This window comes from Streptomyces sp. LMG1-1-1.1 (genome assembly GCF_040815545.1).
Lineage (GTDB): Bacteria > Actinomycetota > Actinomycetes > Streptomycetales > Streptomycetaceae > Streptomyces.
In genome coordinates, this window is sequence record NZ_JBFPNH010000019.1 from 94,700 (window position 1) to 112,604 (window position 17,905).

20 protein-coding genes are annotated in these 17,905 nt (G+C 74.6%); 8 read left to right on the forward strand and 12 right to left on the reverse strand.

Translation table 11 applies throughout. From position 1 onward, the window contains the following. Positions 1-68 precede the first annotated feature (68 nt). From MRBLMG1_RS09865 to MRBLMG1_RS09875, 3 genes are read left to right on the forward strand one after another with little or no spacing between them, the layout of a single operon-like run. Positions 69-467 (forward strand): hypothetical protein, encoded by a 399-nt coding sequence (locus MRBLMG1_RS09865; RefSeq protein ID WP_367822795.1) that lies wholly within the window; start codon positions 69-71, stop codon positions 465-467. Beyond that, positions 455-3,067, forward strand: coding sequence for an ABC transporter permease subunit (locus tag MRBLMG1_RS09870; protein ID WP_367822797.1), 2,613 nt, complete (start codon positions 455-457; stop codon positions 3,065-3,067). The genes MRBLMG1_RS09865 and MRBLMG1_RS09870 overlap by 13 nt, the downstream gene beginning before the upstream one ends. Beyond that, positions 3,064-3,720: an ATP-binding cassette domain-containing protein gene (locus MRBLMG1_RS09875; RefSeq protein ID WP_367822799.1), complete on the forward strand. Its 657-nt coding sequence runs from the start codon at positions 3,064-3,066 to the stop codon at positions 3,718-3,720. Before MRBLMG1_RS09870 ends, MRBLMG1_RS09875 begins: the two co-directional genes overlap by 4 nt. A gap of 15 nt (positions 3,721-3,735) precedes the next feature. Here MRBLMG1_RS09875 and MRBLMG1_RS09880 read toward each other — a convergent pair whose 3' ends face one another. After that, a complete protein-coding gene (locus tag MRBLMG1_RS09880; protein ID WP_367822801.1) occupies positions 3,736-4,464 on the reverse strand; it encodes a transglycosylase family protein in 729 nt (242 codons plus the stop codon). A 228-nt stretch (positions 4,465-4,692) separates the two neighbouring features. Here MRBLMG1_RS09880 and MRBLMG1_RS09885 point away from each other — a divergent pair, with 228 nt between their 5' ends. Together MRBLMG1_RS09885 and MRBLMG1_RS09890 are read left to right on the forward strand one after the other, a co-directional pair. Beyond that, positions 4,693-5,475 (forward strand): hypothetical protein, encoded by a 783-nt coding sequence (locus MRBLMG1_RS09885; protein ID WP_367822802.1) that lies wholly within the window; start codon positions 4,693-4,695, stop codon positions 5,473-5,475. Between the two features lie 170 nt (positions 5,476-5,645). Then, positions 5,646-5,972 (forward strand): hypothetical protein, encoded by a 327-nt coding sequence (locus MRBLMG1_RS09890; RefSeq protein WP_367822804.1) that lies wholly within the window; start codon positions 5,646-5,648, stop codon positions 5,970-5,972. A gap of 98 nt (positions 5,973-6,070) precedes the next feature. Here MRBLMG1_RS09890 and der read toward each other — a convergent pair whose 3' ends face one another. The 6 genes from der to MRBLMG1_RS09920 form a co-directional block, all read right to left on the reverse strand. Next, positions 6,071-7,519: a ribosome biogenesis GTPase Der gene (der, locus tag MRBLMG1_RS09895; protein ID WP_367822806.1), complete on the reverse strand. Its 1,449-nt coding sequence runs from the start codon at positions 7,517-7,519 to the stop codon at positions 6,071-6,073. Positions 7,520-7,589: 70 nt separating this feature from the next. Further along, positions 7,590-8,234 carry a lysophospholipid acyltransferase family protein gene (locus MRBLMG1_RS09900; protein WP_367822808.1) on the reverse strand — a complete coding sequence of 215 codons (645 nt, stop codon included), beginning with the start codon at positions 8,232-8,234 and terminating at the stop codon, positions 7,590-7,592. Further along, positions 8,231-8,956 carry a (d)CMP kinase gene (gene cmk / locus MRBLMG1_RS09905; protein ID WP_367822809.1) on the reverse strand — a complete coding sequence of 242 codons (726 nt, stop codon included), beginning with the start codon at positions 8,954-8,956 and terminating at the stop codon, positions 8,231-8,233. The genes MRBLMG1_RS09900 and cmk overlap by 4 nt, the downstream gene beginning before the upstream one ends. Before the next feature lie 853 nt (positions 8,957-9,809). Further along, positions 9,810-10,898, reverse strand: a complete 1,089-nt coding sequence (locus MRBLMG1_RS09910; protein WP_367822811.1) for a prephenate dehydrogenase — start codon at positions 10,896-10,898, stop codon at positions 9,810-9,812. Beyond that, the gene (gene aroH / locus MRBLMG1_RS09915; protein ID WP_367822813.1) at positions 10,895-11,257 is read right to left on the reverse strand and encodes a chorismate mutase; all 363 of its coding nucleotides are present in this window, start codon (positions 11,255-11,257) and stop codon (positions 10,895-10,897) included. Before aroH ends, MRBLMG1_RS09910 begins: the two co-directional genes overlap by 4 nt. A gap of 138 nt (positions 11,258-11,395) precedes the next feature. Beyond that, positions 11,396-11,830, reverse strand: a complete 435-nt coding sequence (locus MRBLMG1_RS09920; protein ID WP_367822815.1) for a YidB family protein — start codon at positions 11,828-11,830, stop codon at positions 11,396-11,398. A 122-nt stretch (positions 11,831-11,952) separates the two neighbouring features. Between MRBLMG1_RS09920 and MRBLMG1_RS09925 the strand changes: the two genes are divergently transcribed. From MRBLMG1_RS09925 to MRBLMG1_RS09935, 3 genes are read left to right on the forward strand one after another with little or no spacing between them, the layout of a single operon-like run. Next, positions 11,953-12,297, forward strand: a complete 345-nt coding sequence (locus MRBLMG1_RS09925; RefSeq protein ID WP_367822817.1) for a DUF952 domain-containing protein — start codon at positions 11,953-11,955, stop codon at positions 12,295-12,297. Between the two features lie 45 nt (positions 12,298-12,342). Next, on the forward strand, positions 12,343-12,816 hold the full coding sequence (locus tag MRBLMG1_RS09930) for a Rieske (2Fe-2S) protein (RefSeq protein WP_367822819.1): 474 nt from the start codon (positions 12,343-12,345) through the stop codon (positions 12,814-12,816). A gap of 10 nt (positions 12,817-12,826) precedes the next feature. After that, a complete protein-coding gene (locus tag MRBLMG1_RS09935; protein ID WP_367822821.1) occupies positions 12,827-13,516 on the forward strand; it encodes a nucleotidyltransferase domain-containing protein in 690 nt (229 codons plus the stop codon). Between the two features lie 50 nt (positions 13,517-13,566). On the opposite strand, the gene MRBLMG1_RS09940 is transcribed toward MRBLMG1_RS09935, so the two are convergent. From MRBLMG1_RS09940 to pnuC, 5 genes are read right to left on the reverse strand one after another with little or no spacing between them, the layout of a single operon-like run. Next, positions 13,567-14,340, reverse strand: coding sequence for a nucleotidyltransferase domain-containing protein (locus tag MRBLMG1_RS09940; RefSeq protein ID WP_367822823.1), 774 nt, complete (start codon positions 14,338-14,340; stop codon positions 13,567-13,569). A gap of 3 nt (positions 14,341-14,343) precedes the next feature. Continuing rightward, complete coding sequence (locus MRBLMG1_RS09945) at positions 14,344-15,375, reverse strand: ADP-ribosylglycohydrolase family protein (protein WP_367822825.1); 1,032 nt, start codon at positions 15,373-15,375, stop codon at positions 14,344-14,346. Further along, positions 15,372-16,109 carry an NUDIX hydrolase gene (locus MRBLMG1_RS09950; protein ID WP_367822827.1) on the reverse strand — a complete coding sequence of 246 codons (738 nt, stop codon included), beginning with the start codon at positions 16,107-16,109 and terminating at the stop codon, positions 15,372-15,374. Before MRBLMG1_RS09950 ends, MRBLMG1_RS09945 begins: the two co-directional genes overlap by 4 nt. Further along, positions 16,106-17,185, reverse strand: a complete 1,080-nt coding sequence (locus MRBLMG1_RS09955) for an AAA family ATPase (RefSeq protein ID WP_367822828.1) — start codon at positions 17,183-17,185, stop codon at positions 16,106-16,108. Before MRBLMG1_RS09955 ends, MRBLMG1_RS09950 begins: the two co-directional genes overlap by 4 nt. Continuing rightward, positions 17,182-17,832 carry a nicotinamide riboside transporter PnuC gene (gene pnuC / locus MRBLMG1_RS09960; RefSeq protein WP_367822830.1) on the reverse strand — a complete coding sequence of 217 codons (651 nt, stop codon included), beginning with the start codon at positions 17,830-17,832 and terminating at the stop codon, positions 17,182-17,184. The genes MRBLMG1_RS09955 and pnuC overlap by 4 nt, the downstream gene beginning before the upstream one ends. Between the last annotated feature and the right edge of the window lie 73 nt (positions 17,833-17,905).

Below are 17,905 nucleotides of genomic sequence, written 5' to 3' on the forward strand. Positions count from 1 at the left end.
CGGATCGGGGCATAGTGCAAGGAAAAGGCGGACCACTCGGGGCATGGCGCGAGACGAGGGAGGCCCCCGTGCCGACATCCCGGATCCTGCTGTGGAGCGGCCTCACGGCGGCCGCCGCCGGCGCGGTCCTGTGCGTCCTCGGCTGGTACGGGATCTCCGGCGAACGGTTCGCCGAACGGCAGCTGCCCTACCTGGCCTCGTGCACGGTCCCGGGGGCGGCCCTGATCGTGGCGGGCGCGGTCCTCGCCGCGACGGCGGCGCTGCTCCCCGTACGCCCCGGGGAACCCGTCCCGCCCGACCCGGAGGAACCTCCCCCGCCCTCCTCGGACGGTCCGCCGCTCCGGGTGCCCGGCGGGACCCTCGCGCACCGCCCGGACTGCCCCCTGGTGGCGGGCCGGGCGGAGGCGACGGAGACGGGGGCCGCGGAACTCGCCCCCTGTCCGGTGTGTGAACCGTGGCCTCCCTGACGTACGAGCTGACGCTCGCCGGCCTCGCGGTCGGCAGCGCCGCCGCGCTCACCGGCATCGGCCTCGTCGTCACCCACCGGGCGACGGGGGTGCTCAACCTCGCGCACGGCGCCGTGGCCATGATCTGCGCGTACGTCCTGCGGCAGCTGGTGGTCGAATGGGGCTGGCCGCTGCCCCTCGGAGCGCTGGTCACCCTCCTCGTGATCGCCCCCGGGATCGGACTCGTCCTGGACCGCGGGGTGTTCCGTCCGCTCGCCCTCCTCGGCTCCAACCCGGCCCGGACCCTGGTCGCCGCCATCGGCGTCTTCGTCCTCCTCGTGGGCACGGCGGTGCTGCTGTGGGGCCCCGGCGCCCGCGACGACGCCCCGGTGCTGCTCGGCGACGACCCGTGGGCCCAGCTCGGGGCGGCGGTGGCGCTCGCCTGCCTGGTGGGAGCGGTGACCCGGTGGACCGCCTTCGGCCGTGAGCTGCGGGCGGTCGTCGACAACCGGCCCCTCGCGGTCCTCTCGGGGATCGACGCCGACCGGGTCGCGGCGGCCGGGTGGGCCTTCGGCTCGTTCACGGCCGGACTCACCGGCGTGCTCCTCGCCCCCTACGTACGGCTCGACCCGTACGGGATGCCGCTGCTCGTCATCGAGGTGATCGCGGTCGCGGTGATCGCCCGGATGCGGTCGCTGCCCGTCGCGGTGGCGGCGGCCCTCGCGATCGGCGTCGCCCAGGCCCAGCTGACCCGGCTGCACCCGGAGGGCTGGGCCGGACCGCTCGTGCAGGCCGTCGGCGCGAACCTGTTCGTGGTGGCGCTCCTGGTGGCGGCGCTCGTCCTGCCGGGCATCGGCGGCAAGGGCCGGGACGCGCTGCCGCCCCCGGTGCCCGGGGCGCGCGTGCCGGGCGGCCTGTGGCTCGTGGTGGGCGTCCTGTTCCTCCTCCCCCTCGGCTTCGCCGGCTCCGACCTGCAGACGGCCGTCCAGGTCCCCGCCCTCGCGGTGATCCTGCTGTCCCTCGTCGTGGTGGCCGGCCGGGGCGGCCAGATCGCCCTCGGCCAGGCGGCGTACGCGGGCCTCGGCGCCCTGTTCACGGCCCTGCTCGCGACCGGCGGGGTCCCGGCCCTGGCCGCCCTGGGTCTCGCGGTGCCGATGGTGGCCGTGGTGGGCCTGGTCACCGGCCGGCCGGCGATCCGGCGACACGGCCTCGCCCTGGCGCTCGCGACCCTCGCCGTCGGGGTGGCCGTCAGCCGCTTCGTCCTCACCCAGCCGTACGCGACGGCGGGCCTCTCCCTCGGCCGCCCCGCGGGCCTCTCCGACGACCGCGCCTTCTACGCCGTCGAGCTGGTCGTCCTCGCCTGCTGCCTGGTCCTGGTGGCCGCCCTGCGCCGGGGCCGCACGGGCCGCGCCCTCGCCGCCCTCCGGGACCACGAGCCGGGCGCGGAGGCGGCGGGCGTCCCCGTGCCCGGCCTCAAGCTCCTCGCCTTCGTCCTGGGCTCCGCGCTCGCCGCGCTCGGCGGCGGCCTCCTCGGCATGGGCCTGCGCGCCTTCGACCCGGAGGCGTACGACCCCGTCCGCGGCCTCCTGTGGTTCGCCGCCGTCCTCGCCCTCGGCGCCGACAGCCTCCTCACGCCCCTCGCCGCCGCCGCGCTCCTCGTCACCCTCGACGCCGGCCCCCACGCCGGCGTCGCCGCCGCCTTCATCGGCCTGCTCGCGACCCTGACGGGCCGCATCCCCCCGCTGACGACCCTGCTCCCGTCCGGCCCGGCACCGCGTCACCGACCACGGGCCCCCGCGGCCGGGACTCCGCCGGCCGTGACTGCCCTGGCCGGGACTCCCCGAGCCGGTACTCCCCCGGGCGTGACTCCCCAGGTCGGCACGCGACCAGCCGGCACTCGACCAGCCGGCTCCCCACAGGCCGGCACTCGGCCGCCCCGCACTCGGCCCGCCGCCGCAGGCCCCGCACCCGCGCCGCGACTCCGCGCGCACGGCCTCACCCTGACCTACCCCGGAGGGACCACCGCGCTCTCCCGGGTCAGCCTCGACCTCGCCCCCGGGCGCGTGACCGCGCTGGTCGGCCCCAACGGCGCCGGCAAGAGCACCCTCTTCGACTGCCTCGCCGGGACCCTCCGGCCCCGTGAGGGCCGGATCACCCTCGACGGCACGGACATCACGGCCCGCTCCGCCCACACGAGGACGCGTCTCGGCGTCGCCCGGACGTTCCAGCGGCTGGCCGTCTTCCCGTCGCTGACCGTGGAGGAGAACGTCCGTCTCGGCGAGGAGCGGGGGCATGTGCGCGGGGGCCCGGCGGCGGTGGAGCGGAGCCTGCGGCTGGCCGGGCTCGCCGGGCCCGTACGGCACCGGGCGGCGGCGGACCTGCCCACCGGGACCCTGCGCCGGGTGGAACTGGCCCGCGCGCTCGCGGGGCAGCCGCACACGCTGCTCCTCGACGAACCGGCCGCCGGACTCGACGCCGCCGAGACGGCCGCCCTCGCCCGGATCCTGGCCGCACTCGCCGCGGACGGGCTGACGGTCCTGGTCGTCGAACACGACCCGGACCTCGTCCGGGGCATCGCCCACACGGTGCACACCATGGAAGGGGGCCGGATCCTGTCGTGAGCGTCGAGATCGCGCTGCGCGCCGCCCGCGTCCGCTACGGGCCCCTCGAAGCCCTCCACGGACTGGACCTGCCCGTGCCGGCCGGGACGGTGACCGTGCTCCTGGGGCGCAACGGCGCCGGCCGCACGACCGCGCTGCGCGCCCTCGCCGGCACGGTGCGGCTCTCCGCCGGCCGGGTGCTCTGGCAGGGCGTCGACGTGACACGGCTCTCGGCGCACGAGCGGGCCCGCCGCGGGCTGTGCCTCGTACCGGACCTGCGAGCGGTGTACGAGGGGCTCACGGTCGCCGACAACCTCGCGCTGACCGCACCCGGCCGCTCCGGCTCCCCGGGCCCCGCCCCGTACCCCGAACTCCTTCCCCTGCTGTCCCGCACCGCCGGCACCCTCTCGGGAGGGGAACGCCGGATGCTGGCGCTCTCCCGCGCCCTGCTCGCACCCGCGCGCGTGGTGCTGGTCGACGAGCCGTCCCTCGGCCTGGCCCGGCCGATCGCGGCCCGTACGTACCGGCTGCTCGCGGCGCGCGCCGTACGGGACGGCGCGGCCGTGGTCCTGGCCGAGCAGCGGGTACCGGACGGCCTCCCGCCGGGCACGGTGGTCCACGAGCTGCGGCGCGGCTCCCTGGTGTGGAGCGGGGAGCCGGCCGAGTCGGCCTGACGGCGCCCGGGAGGGTCAGAGCGGTGCGATCCGCAGCATGGTGCCGACGACGATCCGGTTCGGATCCGGCCCGATCAGGCTCCGGTTCGCCGCGTACAGCGCCTGCCAGCCGCCCTTGATCGCGAACCGGCGGGCGATCGTGCCGAGCGTGTCGCCGACCTGCACGGTGTGGACGCGCCCGCTCAGCCCGTACCGCTTGGAGCAGACGGGCCAGGCACCCCACCCCTGGGTGCGGAGCACCTCCTCCGCGACGGCGATCTGATGCGGCCGGGTCGCCAGGTCGGCGCGGCGGGCGTACCGCATCCCGCCGTGTTCCACCCAGGTCGGCTGCCAGAACTGGAGGCCGCCGTAGAAGCCGTTGCCGGTGTTGACGTTCCAGCGCCCGCTGGACTCGCACTCGGCGACGCACCCCCACGGCCACTGGTCCCTGGCGCAGGCGTACGAGGGCAACGACGCGGCACCCCGGAGCGCCTCCGACGCCTTGAGGAGCGCGGCGGACGCCTCCCGGGCCGCCTCGTGCACGTCCCTGGCCGCGTCGGGCACGTCCCGGAGCCCCTCGGGTACGTTCCCGGCGGCGTCGGGCACGTCCCGGAGCACGCCCGGCCCGGCCGCGACCGCGCCGGACCGGCCCCCGACCGCGTCGGCCGCGTCCCGGGCCCGGGCGGGTGCCGGGGCCAGCGTCAGGAGCGCGGCCGCGGACGCCGCCACGAGGGAACCGGCCGTCCAAAATCGGATCTTCGACATCGGGGCAGGCTAGGCAGCCGCCCGGCACCCCCGGCCCGTGCCGCGCGGAACACTGTTCACACCCCACCCGGTCGGAGTCACCGGACCCGCGACGGCCGTCGCGCACGCGCCGGTGGCAAGTTGCCCCGCTTCCGCGCGTGACCCCGGCCGAGCCTGACCCGTTGAACTCGTCATGAGACGCCCGGGAACGGCCCGGCGTCCCCCAGTACCGAGTCCAGGGAGCCCCCCGTGCCGCGCATGCTCGACGTCAGCGAGGACGTACGCGCCGAGATCGGCGACGAAGAAGCGGACCGGCTGCTCGCCGGCGACAACGCCCCGGGCAGCTACGACTGCACCTCCTGCCGCACGCCGGGCGACTCCGAGCAGGAGCGCACCAGCACGGTGCTGTTCGTCGGCGACGAGACCGCGGTCCTCGCGTTCGCCCACGCCAGCTGCATTCCGTCGCAGGTCGTCCGGGTCGCCGAGGAGCAGCTCCAGGGTGCCGTCGCCTCCATCACGGCCTCGGACACCGCCGACGCGCTGACCGCCGCCCACCCCGAGCAGGCCGTGCTCGGCGTCACCAGCGGTCTCGTCCTGATCGACGGAGAGCTGCACCCGGCGCTGGTCGTGGAGCCGACCGCGCCGGTGGCCCGTCCCGGGTCGGACGGCCTCACCGACGAGTTCCTGCCGCTCCTGGCCGACCAGGGCTTCCAGCAGGTCATGGACCTCCACGAGAAGCCCGCGGTGCTGCCGGGCTGGTCGGTCCTGGTCGCCATGGGCCAGCTGCACTCCGTGCTCCAGCCGGGACCCGGCGGCGCCGGGCAGGCGGCCTGGTGGCAGGCCCACCAGCCGCTCCAGGTCACCGACGGCTGGCGGGCGGCCGCCAACAAGTCGCACACGGTCCTGGTCTTCGCCGCCCCCGTCGGCTCGATCGGCCAGCAGCCCCGCGAGGACCTGCTGCGCGACGCCCTGGAGAAGGCGGCCGCGAACGGCCGCCTAGTGGCCGCCGCGATGCCGCTGGCCGGCACCTGATGGAGGACGGCCGGCCGGCCATAGAGCGGGCGCGGGTCCCCGGCACACCGAACGGTCCGGCGGGCGCCGGACCGGCGGGACGCGGGGGCCCGACCGTGCCGCGCCCCCGGCGGGCGCCTCTTTCGGAGAGCCGCCCGCATCCGACGGGCGGCGGGGTCGTTGGCACGTACGTGCACGCATACGACCCCTTCCTCCAGCCGTATCCGAGTCAGATCCCGGCGATGCGCCCCGCGCAGGACGTCACGGCGGGCGGTTCGTCGCCCACGCCGATCTACGACGCCCTGTACTCGGAATTCCGCAGGTCGTTCCGCACGCTGCCGGGCGACCGCAGCGGCGAGGAGGAGCTGGTCTTCCGGGCCTTCGGCACGGGCGGCTACGGGCAGGGTCACCGGCACACGTCGGCGTACCCGGCGGCATGGTCGGCGCAGCATCCGCAGCCGTACTCCCCCGGACCCACGCCGGCGGCCCTGCCGCCCGGACCCCGCAGGGGTCTGTAGGTCTGCGGGTCTGCATCGGGGGCGCGGGACCGGGGGAACGGCGGAGGGCCGGGGCTTGTCGAAGCCCCGGCCCTCCGCCGTATCCCCCCGCGTGGGTGCTACTTCTTGCGTCCGCGCTTCTCGCGCACCCGGACCGAGATGTGGATCGGGGTGCCCTCGAAGCCGAACTCCTCGCGCAGACGGCGCTCGATGAAGCGGCGGTAGCCGGCCTCCAGGAAGCCCGAGGCGAAGAGCACGAAGCGCGGCGGCTTGGTGCCGGCCTGCGTGCCGAAGAGGATGCGGGGCTGCTTGCCGCCGCGGACCGGGTGCGGGTGGGCCGCGACGATCTCGCCGAGGAACGAGTTGAGCCGGCCGGTGGGGACGCGGGTCTCCCAGCCGGCGAGGGCGGTCTCGATGGCCGGGACCAGCTTCTCCATGTGGCGGCCGGTCTTGGCGGAGACGTTGACCCGGGGCGCCCAGGCGACCTGCTGCATCTCGGTCTCGATCTCGCGCTCGAGGTAGTAGCGGCGCTCCTCGTCGAGCTCGTCCCACTTGTTGTAGGCGATGACGATGGCGCGGCCCGACTCGACCGCCGTCGTGATGATGCGCTGGTCCTGGACCGAGATGTTGTCGGTGGTGTCGATGAGGATGACGGCCACCTCCGCCTTCTCGATGGCGGCGGCGGTCCGCAGCGAGGCGTAGTAGTCCGCGCCGGCCTGCAGGTGGACCTTCTTGCGGATGCCCGCCGTGTCGACGAACTTCCACGTCACGCCGCCGAGCTCAATGAGCTCGTCGACCGGGTCGCGGGTGGTGCCGGCCAGCTCGTTGACGACCACGCGGTCCTCGCCGGCCACCTTGTTGAGCAGGGAGGACTTGCCGACGTTCGGGCGGCCGATGAGGGCGATGCGGCGGGGGCCGCCCACCGCGTTGCCGAAGCGCTGCTCGGGGGCCTCGGGCAGCTTCCGCAGGACCTCGTCGAGGAGGTCGCCGGTGCCGCGGCCGTGCAGCGAGGAGACGGGGAACGGCTCGCCGAGACCCAGCGACCACAGCGTCGCGGCGTCGGCCTCGCCGGACTGGCCGTCGACCTTGTTCGCGGCGAGGACGACCGGCTTGCCCGCGCGGCGGAGCAGCTTGACGACGGCCTCGTCGGTGTCGGTGGCGCCGACGGTGGCGTCCACGACGAAGAGGCAGGCGTCGGCCGCCTCGATGGCGTACTCGGCCTGGGCGGCGACGGAGGCGTCGATGCCGAGGACGTCCTGCTCCCAGCCGCCGGTGTCGACGACCTTGAAGCGGCGGCCTGCCCACTCGGCCTCGTAGGTGACGCGGTCGCGGGTGACGCCCGGCTTGTCCTCGACGACGGCCTCGCGGCGGCCGATGATGCGGTTCACCAGGGTCGACTTGCCGACGTTCGGGCGGCCGACGACGGCGAGGACGGGGAGCGGGCCGTGCCCGGCCTCCTCGATCGCGCCCTCGACCTCGTCGACGTCGAAGCCTTCTTCCGCGGCGAGCTCCATGAACTCCGCGTACTCGGCGTCGCCAAGTGCCCCGTGGTCGTGCTGGTCGTTCATGAAGTCCGTTCCTTGATCATTCGTGGTCGGTGGGTCCCCGGGCCGCGGGGCCCACTACTGAAAGTCTCGCTCAGCGCCCGGTGAGGCGCCTGGCGTTCTCCAGGTGGGCGGTGAGCCTGTCCTGGATGCGTACGGTGGCCTCGTCGAGCGCCTTGCGGGTGCGGCGGCCTGAACCGTCGCCCGCCTCGAAGGCGTCGCCGAAGACGACGTCGACGCGGCCGCGCAGCGGAGGCAGTGCCTTGACCAACCGTCCCCGGCGCTCGGTGCTTCCCAGGACGGCGACCGGGACGATCGGCGCACCGCTGCGGACGGCGAAGTAGGCGAGGCCGGCGCGCAGCGAGGCGAAGTCGCCGTCACCGCGGGTGCCCTCGGGGAAGATCCCGAGGACTCCGCCCTGCTCCAGGACGCCCAGCGCGTTGCCTATCGCCTTGCGGTCGGTGCCGTCCCGGTCGACCTTGAGCTGCCCGATGCCCTCCAGGAAGCCGCCTAGCGGGCCGACGAACGCCTCCTTCTTGATCAGGAAGTGCACGGGCCGCGGGGCGGTGCCCATGAGCATGGGGCCGTCGATGTTGTGCGCGTGGTTGACGGCGAGGATGGCGGGGCCGGAGGCCGGCACCCGCCAGGCGCCGAGGACGCGCGGCTTCCAGAAGCCGTACATCAGCCCGATGCCGATGCGACGGCCGACGGCGGCGCCCTTCTCGGAGGGCAGGGTCACTTGGCGGCCGCCCGCTTCTCGTCCACGAGCGTCACGACGCACTCGATGACCTGGTCCAGCGTGAGGTCGGTGGTGTCGACCTCCACGGCGTCGTCCGCCTTCGCCAGCGGGGACGTCTTACGGCTGGAGTCCGCCGCGTCCCGCTTGATCAGCGCTTCCTTCGTCGCGTGCACGTCGACGCCCTTGAGCTCGCCGGACCGGCGCGCGGCACGGGCCTCCGGCGACGCCGTGAGGAAGATCTTCAGGTCGGCGTCGGGCAGCACCGTGGTGCCGATGTCCCGGCCCTCCACGACGATGCCCGGCTCCGCGCCCTTGGCGATGCTCCGCTGGAGCTCCGTGATCAGCGCCCGCACCTCGGGGACGGCGCTCACCGCGCTCACCTTCGACGTGACCTCTTCGGTACGGATCGGGCCGGCCGCGTCCACGCCGTCCACGGTGATCGTCGGCCGCGCCGGGTCCGTGCCGGACACGATGACCGGCTTCCCCGCCGCGTTCGCCACGGCCTCCGCGTCGTGGACGTCCACCCCGTTGCTGATCATCCACCACGTGATCGCCCGGTACTGCGCACCGGTGTCCAGGTAGCTCAGCCCCAGCTTGGCGGCGACCGCCTTCGAAGTGCTCGACTTGCCCGTGCCGGAGGGCCCGTCGATGGCGACGATCACGGATTCCACGGTGGGAACACCTTCCTGGGGTGTGCGGTCGGGTCCCGGCGGTCTTGCCATGGCCCCCCACCAGGTTACCGACTCCGCAACCCCCCTCCAGCCCCGCCCACCCACCCCACTGCCCCACCCACCCACCTCGATGGCCCGCCCCCGCCCCCGCGTGAGCCCGCGGCACCTCCCCACGCGGGCCCCGCCCGCGTGCCAGCCGCCCGTCTACGGGCCCGCACCCACACCCCACGCAGCCCGCGCCCACCCGCCGACCACCCGCGTTTGGCCCGCGCCCGCGCCCCGTGTGGGCTGCGCCCGCGCCCCGTGTGGCTCGCGCCCCCACCGCCGTGCGGCCTGCGTCCGCGCCCCGTGAGGGCCGCACCATCCGCCGCCCGCCCCACCCCCGTGTGGGCAATCGTCCCGCTGGGGCGGGACGGGTGGGCACACGGGACGGCGCCCTCGGCGGCGCCTCGCCCCCTTGTGCCTACCCGCACCCATACGGCGCCGTACCAGTGGTGCGGGATCAGGCGCGGAAGCCTAGGCCCGGCAAGGGGCGCCGTTCCGTTGTGCCCACCCGTTCCGCCCCAGCGGAACGATTGCCCACAACGGGGGTGGGCCGAGGAGGGTGGGCCCCCGGCGGACGCGTGCCCACAACGGGGGTGGGCCGGGGAGGGTGGGCACCGCCCCGGCGGACGCGCGCCCCTACGGGGGTGGGCCGGGGAGAGTGGGCACCGCCCCCGGCGGACGAGTGCCCACCACGAGGGTGGGCCGGGGAGGGTGGGCACCGCCCCCGGCGGACGGGGGCCCACACCGCGATGGGCCGGGCTGAGCCGTTCGCTGGCCTGGAACGGGGGTGGGCGGAGTGGGGGCCGTCCGTTGCGCCCACAACGGCGTGGGCGAGGCGCGGCGGGGCCGGCCCCGGGGGTCAGGTGGTGCGGAGGGACCAGCCGCGTTCGAGGAGGGCGGCACCGAGGACCGCGGCGGCGGACGGCTCGACCATGAGTTGGACGAGCCCCGCCTGCTGCCCGGTCGCGTGCTCGATGCGGACGTCCTCGATGTTGACCCCCGCACGCCCGGCGTCGGCGAAGATGCGGGCGAGCTCGCCGGGCTGGTCGCTGATGAGGACGGCGACGGTCTCGTAGACGGCGGGGGCGGCGCCGTGCTTGCCGGGGACGCGGGCGCGCCCGGCGTTGCCGCGCCGGAGGACGTCCTCGACGCCCGCGGCACCGTCGCGGCGCTTGTCCTCGTCGGCGGACTGGAGGGAGCGGAGGGCGCGGACGGTCTCGTCGAGGTCGGAGGCGACGCCGGAGAGGACGTCGGCGACGGGGCCGGGGTTGGCGGAGAGGATGTCGATCCACATGCGCGGGTCGGAGGCGGCGATCCGGGTGACGTCGCGGATGCCCTGGCCGCAGAGGCGTACGGCGGACTCGTCGGCCTCTTCGAGGCGCGCGGCGACCATGGAGGACACCAGCTGCGGGGTGTGGGAGACGAGGGCGACGGCGCGGTCGTGGGCGTCGGCGTCCATGACGACGGGGACGGCCCGGCAGAGGGCGACGAGTTCGAGGGCGAGGTTGAGGACCTCGGTGTCGGTGTCGCGGGTGGGGGTGAGGACCCAGGGCCGTCCCTCGAAGAGGTCGGGGGTGGCGGCGAGCGGGCCGGACCGCTCCTTGCCGGACATGGGGTGCGTACCGATGTACGAGGTGAGGTCGAGGCCCAGCGCCTCCAGCTCGCGCTTCGGTCCGCCCTTGACGCTGGCCACGTCGAGGTATCCGCGGGCGAGCCCGGCGGTCATGGCCTCGGCGAGGGTGGCGGCGACGTGGGCCGGGGGTACGGCGACGATGGCGAGGTCGACGGGGCCTTCGGGCGCCTCGTCGGTGCCGGCGCCGAGCGCGGCGGCGGTGCTGGCGCGCGCGGGGTCGTGGTCGCGGAGGTGGACGGTGACGCCGCGGCCCGCGAGGGCGATGGCGGCGGAGGTGCCGATCAGTCCGGTGCCGATGACGAGGGCTGTTCTCACTGTGCGATGTCCTTGCGCAGGGCGGCCGCAGCGCCGAGGTAGACGTGCGCGATCGCGGACTTGGGCAGGTCGGTCTCGACGTGGGCGAGGAGCCGGACGACCCTCGGCATCGCCCCGTCGATGTCGAGCTCCTGTGCGCAGATCAGGGGGACGTCGACGATCCCGACGCGGCGGGCCGCGGCGGCGGGGAAGTCGCTGTGGAGATCGGGCGTGGCCGTGAACCAGATGCTGATGAGGTCGTCGTGGGTGAGCCCGTTGCGGGTGAGGACGGCGGTGAGCAGCTCTTCGACCTGCTCGCGCATGTGTCCGGCCTCGTCCTGTTCGAGCTGGACGGCTCCTCGGACCGCTCGTACCGCCACGTCGTGCTCCTTCGCCTGCGTCAAGTGCTCCGTTCAGCCTAGTCAGCGGTGGGGTCGGCGCGTCGCGGCGCCCGCCCTCCGAGACGTGCCGAGTGGAGGGCGGGGCCGGGGCGGGGCGGGTGCCGCCCGCCGGCCGGGTCAGAGCTGCTGCCGGCGGATGATGTCCTCCAGGGAGCCGCCCTGGGGCAGCGAACCGTTCGGGGTCAGTTTGTCGACGGCCTGCGGCAGGGTCCTGGCGATCTCGTCGGCGGCCTCCTCCGGGCTGACGCCGGCTTCCGCCGCCGCCTTGCGGAGGGTGTCGTCGGGGAGGGCTTCGGCGATCTGGGCGCCGCTGACGGGCTGGTTGTCGCCGGTGCCGACCCAGGACTGGGCCTGGTCGGCGAGGCCGGACTTGGTCAGCATGTCGAGGAGGCCGCCGAGCGGGTTCGAGCCGTTCGCGCCTCCGGCGCCGCTCCCGCCGCCGGCGAGGGCCCCGAGCAGGGAGCCGAGGAGGCCGCCGGCGCCACCGGCACCGCCCTGTCCGCCGCCTCCGAGGAGGCCGCCGAGGAGACCGCCGAGGTCGTTTCCCGCCATGGTTCTTGCCTTTCGTCCGGTACGGAACACGCCCAATGTCACCTGTACCGGCACGTTCCGCCACTCGGTGCACACGCCGGGCGCCGCACCGGCCGGGGAGGGCGGCGGGGTAGAACTGTCGGATGCTGCTGCACGTCGTACCGCTGGCCGACTGGTCCGCCGCCCCCGAGGCGCCCGATGCCCCCTACGCCCCGCCGTCGCTCGCCGCCGAGGGCTTCGTCCACTGCTCCGCGGACGAGGGTTCGGCGCTGGCGGTCGCGGACGCGCACTACCGGGCCGTGCCCGGCCCGCTCCTGGTGCTCGTGATCGACGAGGGGCGGCTCGGCGGGGAGGTCCGCTGGGAGGGCTCGGGGGGCGTGCTCTTCCCGCATGTCTACGGACCGGTCGAGCGGACGGCGGTGACGGCGGTCCTCGAGGTGCGGCGGGACGCGGACGGCCGTGCGAGGGAGCTGTTCCCCCGCGCGTAGGCGTGTTGCGGGCCCGGGAAGCGGGCCGGCGCCAAGCTGGCCCGTATGACTTCACGCGCCACGAAACGCCGTACCGTCCTCTTCGCCGCCGCGGCCCTGACGACGGCCTGCGGCTCGGACGGCGACGGCGGTACGGACGCGGGCACCAGCGCCCCGGCGACGCCGTCCGGTCCGGCCGCCACCACCTCCGCGGAGTCCGCGCCGGCCGCGACGAGCACGACGGGCAAGCCCGCCCCCGCGCTGGCGAAGACGTCGGACATCCCGGTCGGCGGGGGCACGGTCTTCACCGAGGAGAAGGTCGTCGTCACCCAGCCCGAAGCCGGTGAGTTCAAGGCGTTCTCGGCGGTCTGCACGCATCAGGGCTGCCTGGTGAACAAGGTCGCGGACGGCACCATCGACTGTCCCTGCCACGGCTCCAAGTACCGCATCGCCGATGGTTCGGTGGCGGCGGGACCGGCTCCCCGCCCCCTGCCCGCCGAGCAGATCACCGTCTCGGGGGACACGATCACCCTCGCGTAACCTGCCCGGCATGACTCCGGACGAGCTGGTGCGCGAGCACACGATCTACTCCTGCGTGATGGGCTCGCGCGCCTTCGGTCTCGCGACCGAGGGCAGCGACACCGACGTCCGGGGCGTCTATCTCGCCCCGACGCCGTTGTTCTGGCACTTCGAGAAGCCGCCCGCCCATGTGGAGGGGCCGGCCGAGGAGCAGTTCAGCTGGGAGCTGGAGCGCTTCTGCGAGCTCGCCCTGCGCAACAACCCGAACGTCCTGGAGTGCCTCCACTCCCCCGTCGTCGAGTACGTCGACGACCTCGGCCGCGAACTCCTTTCCCTGCGCACGGCCTTCCTCTCCCGCCGGGCCCACCAGACGTTCGTCCGCTACGCCGGAGGCCAGCGCCGCAAGCTCGACGCGGACGTCCGCCAGTACGGCCGGCCCCGCTGGAAGCACGCCATGCACCTGCTCCGGCTCCTGACCAGCTGCCGCGACCTCCTGCGCACCGGCGAACTCCGCATCGGCGTCGGCGAGGAACGCGACCGCCTCCTCGCCGTCAAGCGCGGCGAGGTGCCGTGGTCCGAGGTCGAGTCCTGGATGAACCGCCTCCAGGACGAGGCCGACCGCGCCCACGACTCGACCCCGCTCCCGGACGCCCCCGACCACGCGCGCGTGCAGGACTTCCTGATCCGCGCCCGCCGGACCTCGGCCCTCGCCGAGCTCTAGGCCCTAGGGGGCGCCCTGTCCGGAAGGTCTTACCCGGCCCCGTCTCCCGGTCAGGACGCCCCCACCCCCTGGCGGGCCCCCAGCCGCGCCCGTACGACGAGGTCGTGCAGCGCGTCCTGGACGTGCGCGGACTCCGGAAGCACCGAGGCCGCCTGGGCTTCGTCCAGGAACCCGTGCAGGGCCTCCGTCTCGGCCCGTACGTGCGCGACGGCCACCTCCGCGCTCCCGTGCTCGGCCTCGGTCTTCGCCGCGACGAGGTCGGGCAGCCGGGCGGGCGCCTCCGCCACCTCGCCGGCCAGGGTCGGCAGATGGGCCTGCACCTCGCCCGAACGCATCAGGTGGATGCCGGTGAGCAGCGCCCGGTAGGTGTAGAGCAGCGGCTTGAGTTCCCCGCTGCTCTCGAAGAGCCGCCACTGCGTCCCGGCGAAGCCCCGGTAGTGGTGCGCGTGGTGACGGGTGAGCACCCGGGGCACGAGGGAGACCAGCTCCGCGTGGGTGTCCGTGGTGTGGGCCACGAGCGGCGAGGTCAGCTGCTCCAGGACGTAGCCGTTGCGGCGCAGCATCAGCCGGGCGAACTTCCGCAGGTCGTGGGTGACGAGGTCCATCTCGACGCCGTCCCGGTCCCACATCCGGCTGCGGGTCTCCTCCGGCTCGCGGAGGCCTATGAGGGCGTCCACGGGCAGCAGGTGCGCGCCGCGCAGGTCCACGTCCGAGTCCCGGGACGGGAAGCCGTACAGGTGCGCGCCGGAGACGGTCGCGAAGAGCAGTGGGTCGGGCTGTTCGGCGACGACGGCCGAGAGGTCCAGGTCCAGGGTGAGCGTCATGGGTCAAGCGTCCCAGAGCGCGCCGAAGGTCAGCAGGTCGCTGCGGTACTCGACGTTCTCCGCCCATTCCTGCGGCCAGGCGTCCGCGCCGAGGTGGGCGCCGGCGAAGGCGCCCGCGAGGGCGGCGATCGAGTCGGAGTCGCCGCGGGTGCAGGCGGCGCGGCGCAGAGCGGTGAGGGGTTCCTCGGGGAAGAGCAGGAAGCAGAGCAGCCCGGTCGCGAGGGCCTCCTCGGCGATCCAGCCGTCACCGGTGTACTCGCAGGGGTCGAGCTCCGGGTCGGCCGTGCGCTGGACGGCGTCGAGGCGCTCCAGGACGGCCAGGCACTCGTCCCAGCCGCGCTGGACGAAGTGGAGGGCGGACGGGTCCTGGGAGCGGGTCCACAGGTCGCCGAGCCAGTTCTCGTGGTAGCGGGAGCGGTTCTCGTAGGCGTACGAGCGGAGCTGGCCGACGAGCCCCGCCGGGTCGACACCCTGCGCGAGCAGGTACACGGCGCGGGCGGTGAGGTCGGAGGCGGCGAGCGCCGTGGGGTGACCGTGGGTCAGGGCCGCCTGGAGCTGCGCGGCGCCCGCCCGCTGCTCCTCGCTCAGACCGGGGACGAGCCCGATGGGGGTGACCCGCATGTTGGCGCCGCAGCCCTTGGAACCGATCTGGCTCGCGTCCTGCCAGAGCCGGTCGCCGTCGAGGAGTTCGCAGGCGGTCAGGCAGGTGTTGCCGGGGGCCCGGTTGTTCTCCGGGGAGTGGTACCAGTCGACGAACTCGGCGCGGACGGGCCCGGCGAGCGCCTGCGGGGAGAGCACCTCCAGGTCCATGGCCGTACGGATGCCGCGGGCGAAGGCGAGGGCCATCTGGGTGTCGTCGGTGACGTACGCCTTGCCGTTCGCGAGGGGCAGGGCCATCGCCCTCCAGGGTCCGACCTTGGCGAGGATCGACGGCACGTCGTTGAACTCGGTCGGGAATCCCAGCGCGTCGCCGAGCGCCAGCCCGATCAGGGATCCCGTCGCGGCCTGCTTGGTGGCGTGTCGTTCGAGGTTCATGCGGGGCGTCCTTCCGGTCGTAGGAGGGGCGGGTGGAGGGTGGTGGCGTCGCCCGCCCGGTAGAGGGCGGCCGGTTTCCCCCGTCCGCCGGTGAGGCGCGGAGGTCCTTCCACAGCCTGGACGAAGCCGGGCGTGGCGAGGACCTTTCGCCGGAAGTTGGGGCGGTCGAGTTCGACGCCCCAGACCGTCTCGTAGACCTGCCGCAGCTCCCCGAGGGTGAACTCGGGCGGGCAGAAGGCGGTGGCGAGGCAGGTGTACTCCAGCTTGGCGCCGACGCGTTCGTGGGCGTCGGCGAGGATCCGGTCGTGGTCGAAGGCGAGGGGGCCGTGGGTGCCCCACGGCACCCACCGCGCCTGTGCCGCGTCGCCGCCGCCGCGCGGTTCCGGGGGGTCCGGTACGAGGGCGGTGAAGGCGACCGAGACGACCCGCATCCTCGGGTCGCGGTCCGGGTCGCTGTAGGTGCGGAGCTGTTCGAGGTGGAGGCCGGCGGCGGTGGCGCCGGAGAGTCCGGTCTCCTCGGCGAGTTCGCGGCGGGCGGCGAGTTCGGCGGACTCGCGGGGCAGTACGAAGCCGCCGGGCAGGGCCCAGGATCCGGCGTACGGCGACGTGCCGCGCTCGACGAGGAGGACGTGGAGGCGCTCCTCGCGGACGGTGAGGACGGCGAGGTCGACGGTGACGGCGAACGGCTCGAAGGCGTGGGGGTCGTACCCCTCGGGTGCCCGGGGCCCGGTCATCGGCGCTCCGGCAGCGGGTCCGCGAGTCGCGGGCCCTCGGCGAGGAGGGCGTCGACGGCGGCGACGGCGGCCGCGAGCCGCTCCTCGTGGGGGCCGGTGAGGACGGCCGTGCGGCGGCCGGTGTGGGAGAGCTGGGTGAGGAACCGGGCGGTCATCCAGGGCCGCAGGTGCTCCCCGTCGCGCAGTCCGTCGTCCTCGAAGTCGACGCCCCGGTGGTCGGTGAGCAGCCAGAGGTGCTGCCGGCCGCGGGCGGCGATCTCGCCGGTGTCGGGGCTGGTGGTGCCCATGTACCGCTCGTGCCAGATGGTGGTGGCGAAGGCGTCGGTGTCGCAGAAGAGGACGGGCGAGCCGTCGCGGGCGGCCTCCTCCTCCAGTTCGGCCTGGCGCTGGGCGATGACGGGGAAGTCGGAGGAGCGGAAGGTGACGTCGGACCAGGTGGCGCCGGGCCGTTCGGCGCGGAGTTCGGCGAGTTTGAGTTCGCTGTACTCGCGCCCGTACTCCGGCACGTACCGGGTGCGGGCCCAGACGCCGCCGCGCCGCCGGTAGTGGTCGGTGAGCGCGAGGGCCAGGGTGGTGGTGCCGGTGGACTCGGCGCCGAGGACGACGATCCGCCGGGTGAGGGCGGCCCGAACGGGCGGCTCGAGGAAGTCCCAGCAGCCGGCGGGGTCCGCGCGGACGGCGGTGCCGGAGACCGGGAAGCGGGTGCGCTCCGGGTCGACGAGGACGGACTCGGCGCCGAAGCGGCGGCCGAGCTCCTCCCCGTACGTCTCGGAGGTGAAGACGGCGTCGACGCGTTCGGGCACGGCGGCCCGGAAGACGGCCATGTGGGCGGCCCACACGTCGGGGTCGTGGAGGTCGACGGGGACGTCGTCGACGGCGCCGACGACGAGGACGTCGGGGTGGATCTCGCGCATCCAGGCGACCCGGTCCTCCAGCGGAAGGCTCTCCACGGAGGAGGCGCAGACGAGAACGGTGAGGCGCTCGCAGCGGTCGTGCGCGGTGCGGACGAGGTGGTGGTGGCCGGCGTGCGGCGGATAGAACTTGCCGAGGACGAGGCCATGGCCGTAGCGCTTCACGCCGTCGCTCCCACGGGTCGTCCGGCACCGGCGAGGTCCCGGGTCCAGCCGCGCAGGCCGATGACGCAGAGCGTCATGAAGCCGACGTACAGCAGGGAGGTCAGGTAGAGCTCCTTGTAGGCGTAGAGCGGTACGTAGACGATGTCGGCCGCGATCCACAGCCACCAGGACTCCACCAGCTTGCGGCACTGGCCGTAGGTCGCCGCCAGGGAGAGCACGGTCGTGACGGCGTCCCAGAAGGGGACGGTCGAGTCGGTGACGCGGTCGAGCAGGAGGGTGAGGGCGAGGGTCCCCACCACCCCCGCCGCGAGCAGCCACGTCCACTCGGCGCGCGTGGTGCGGCGCACCGGGAGGGCGTCGGAGCCTGGTCCACCCCCGTGGGTCCAGGTCCACCAGCCGTACACGGCGAGGGTGATGAAGACGATCTGGAGGCCGGCGTCGGCGTAGAGGCCGGCCTGGGCGAAGAGCAGGACGAAGAAGAGGTTGTTGGCGATGCCGATGGGCCAGTTGGCCACGTGCTGGCGGGCGACGAGCCAGACGCACAGCGCGCCGCTGCCGAATCCCAGGACCTCGGTCCAGTTGACCGGGGTGTCGAGGACGGTGAAGAGCGGCTGCTGCAGGGGTTCGAGGATGTTCGCGAGGCTCACGCCCGCCTCCTTAAGAGTCATATTGACTATAAAGGCGGACGGGCCGCGGCCACAAGGCCCCGCGCACGACGAA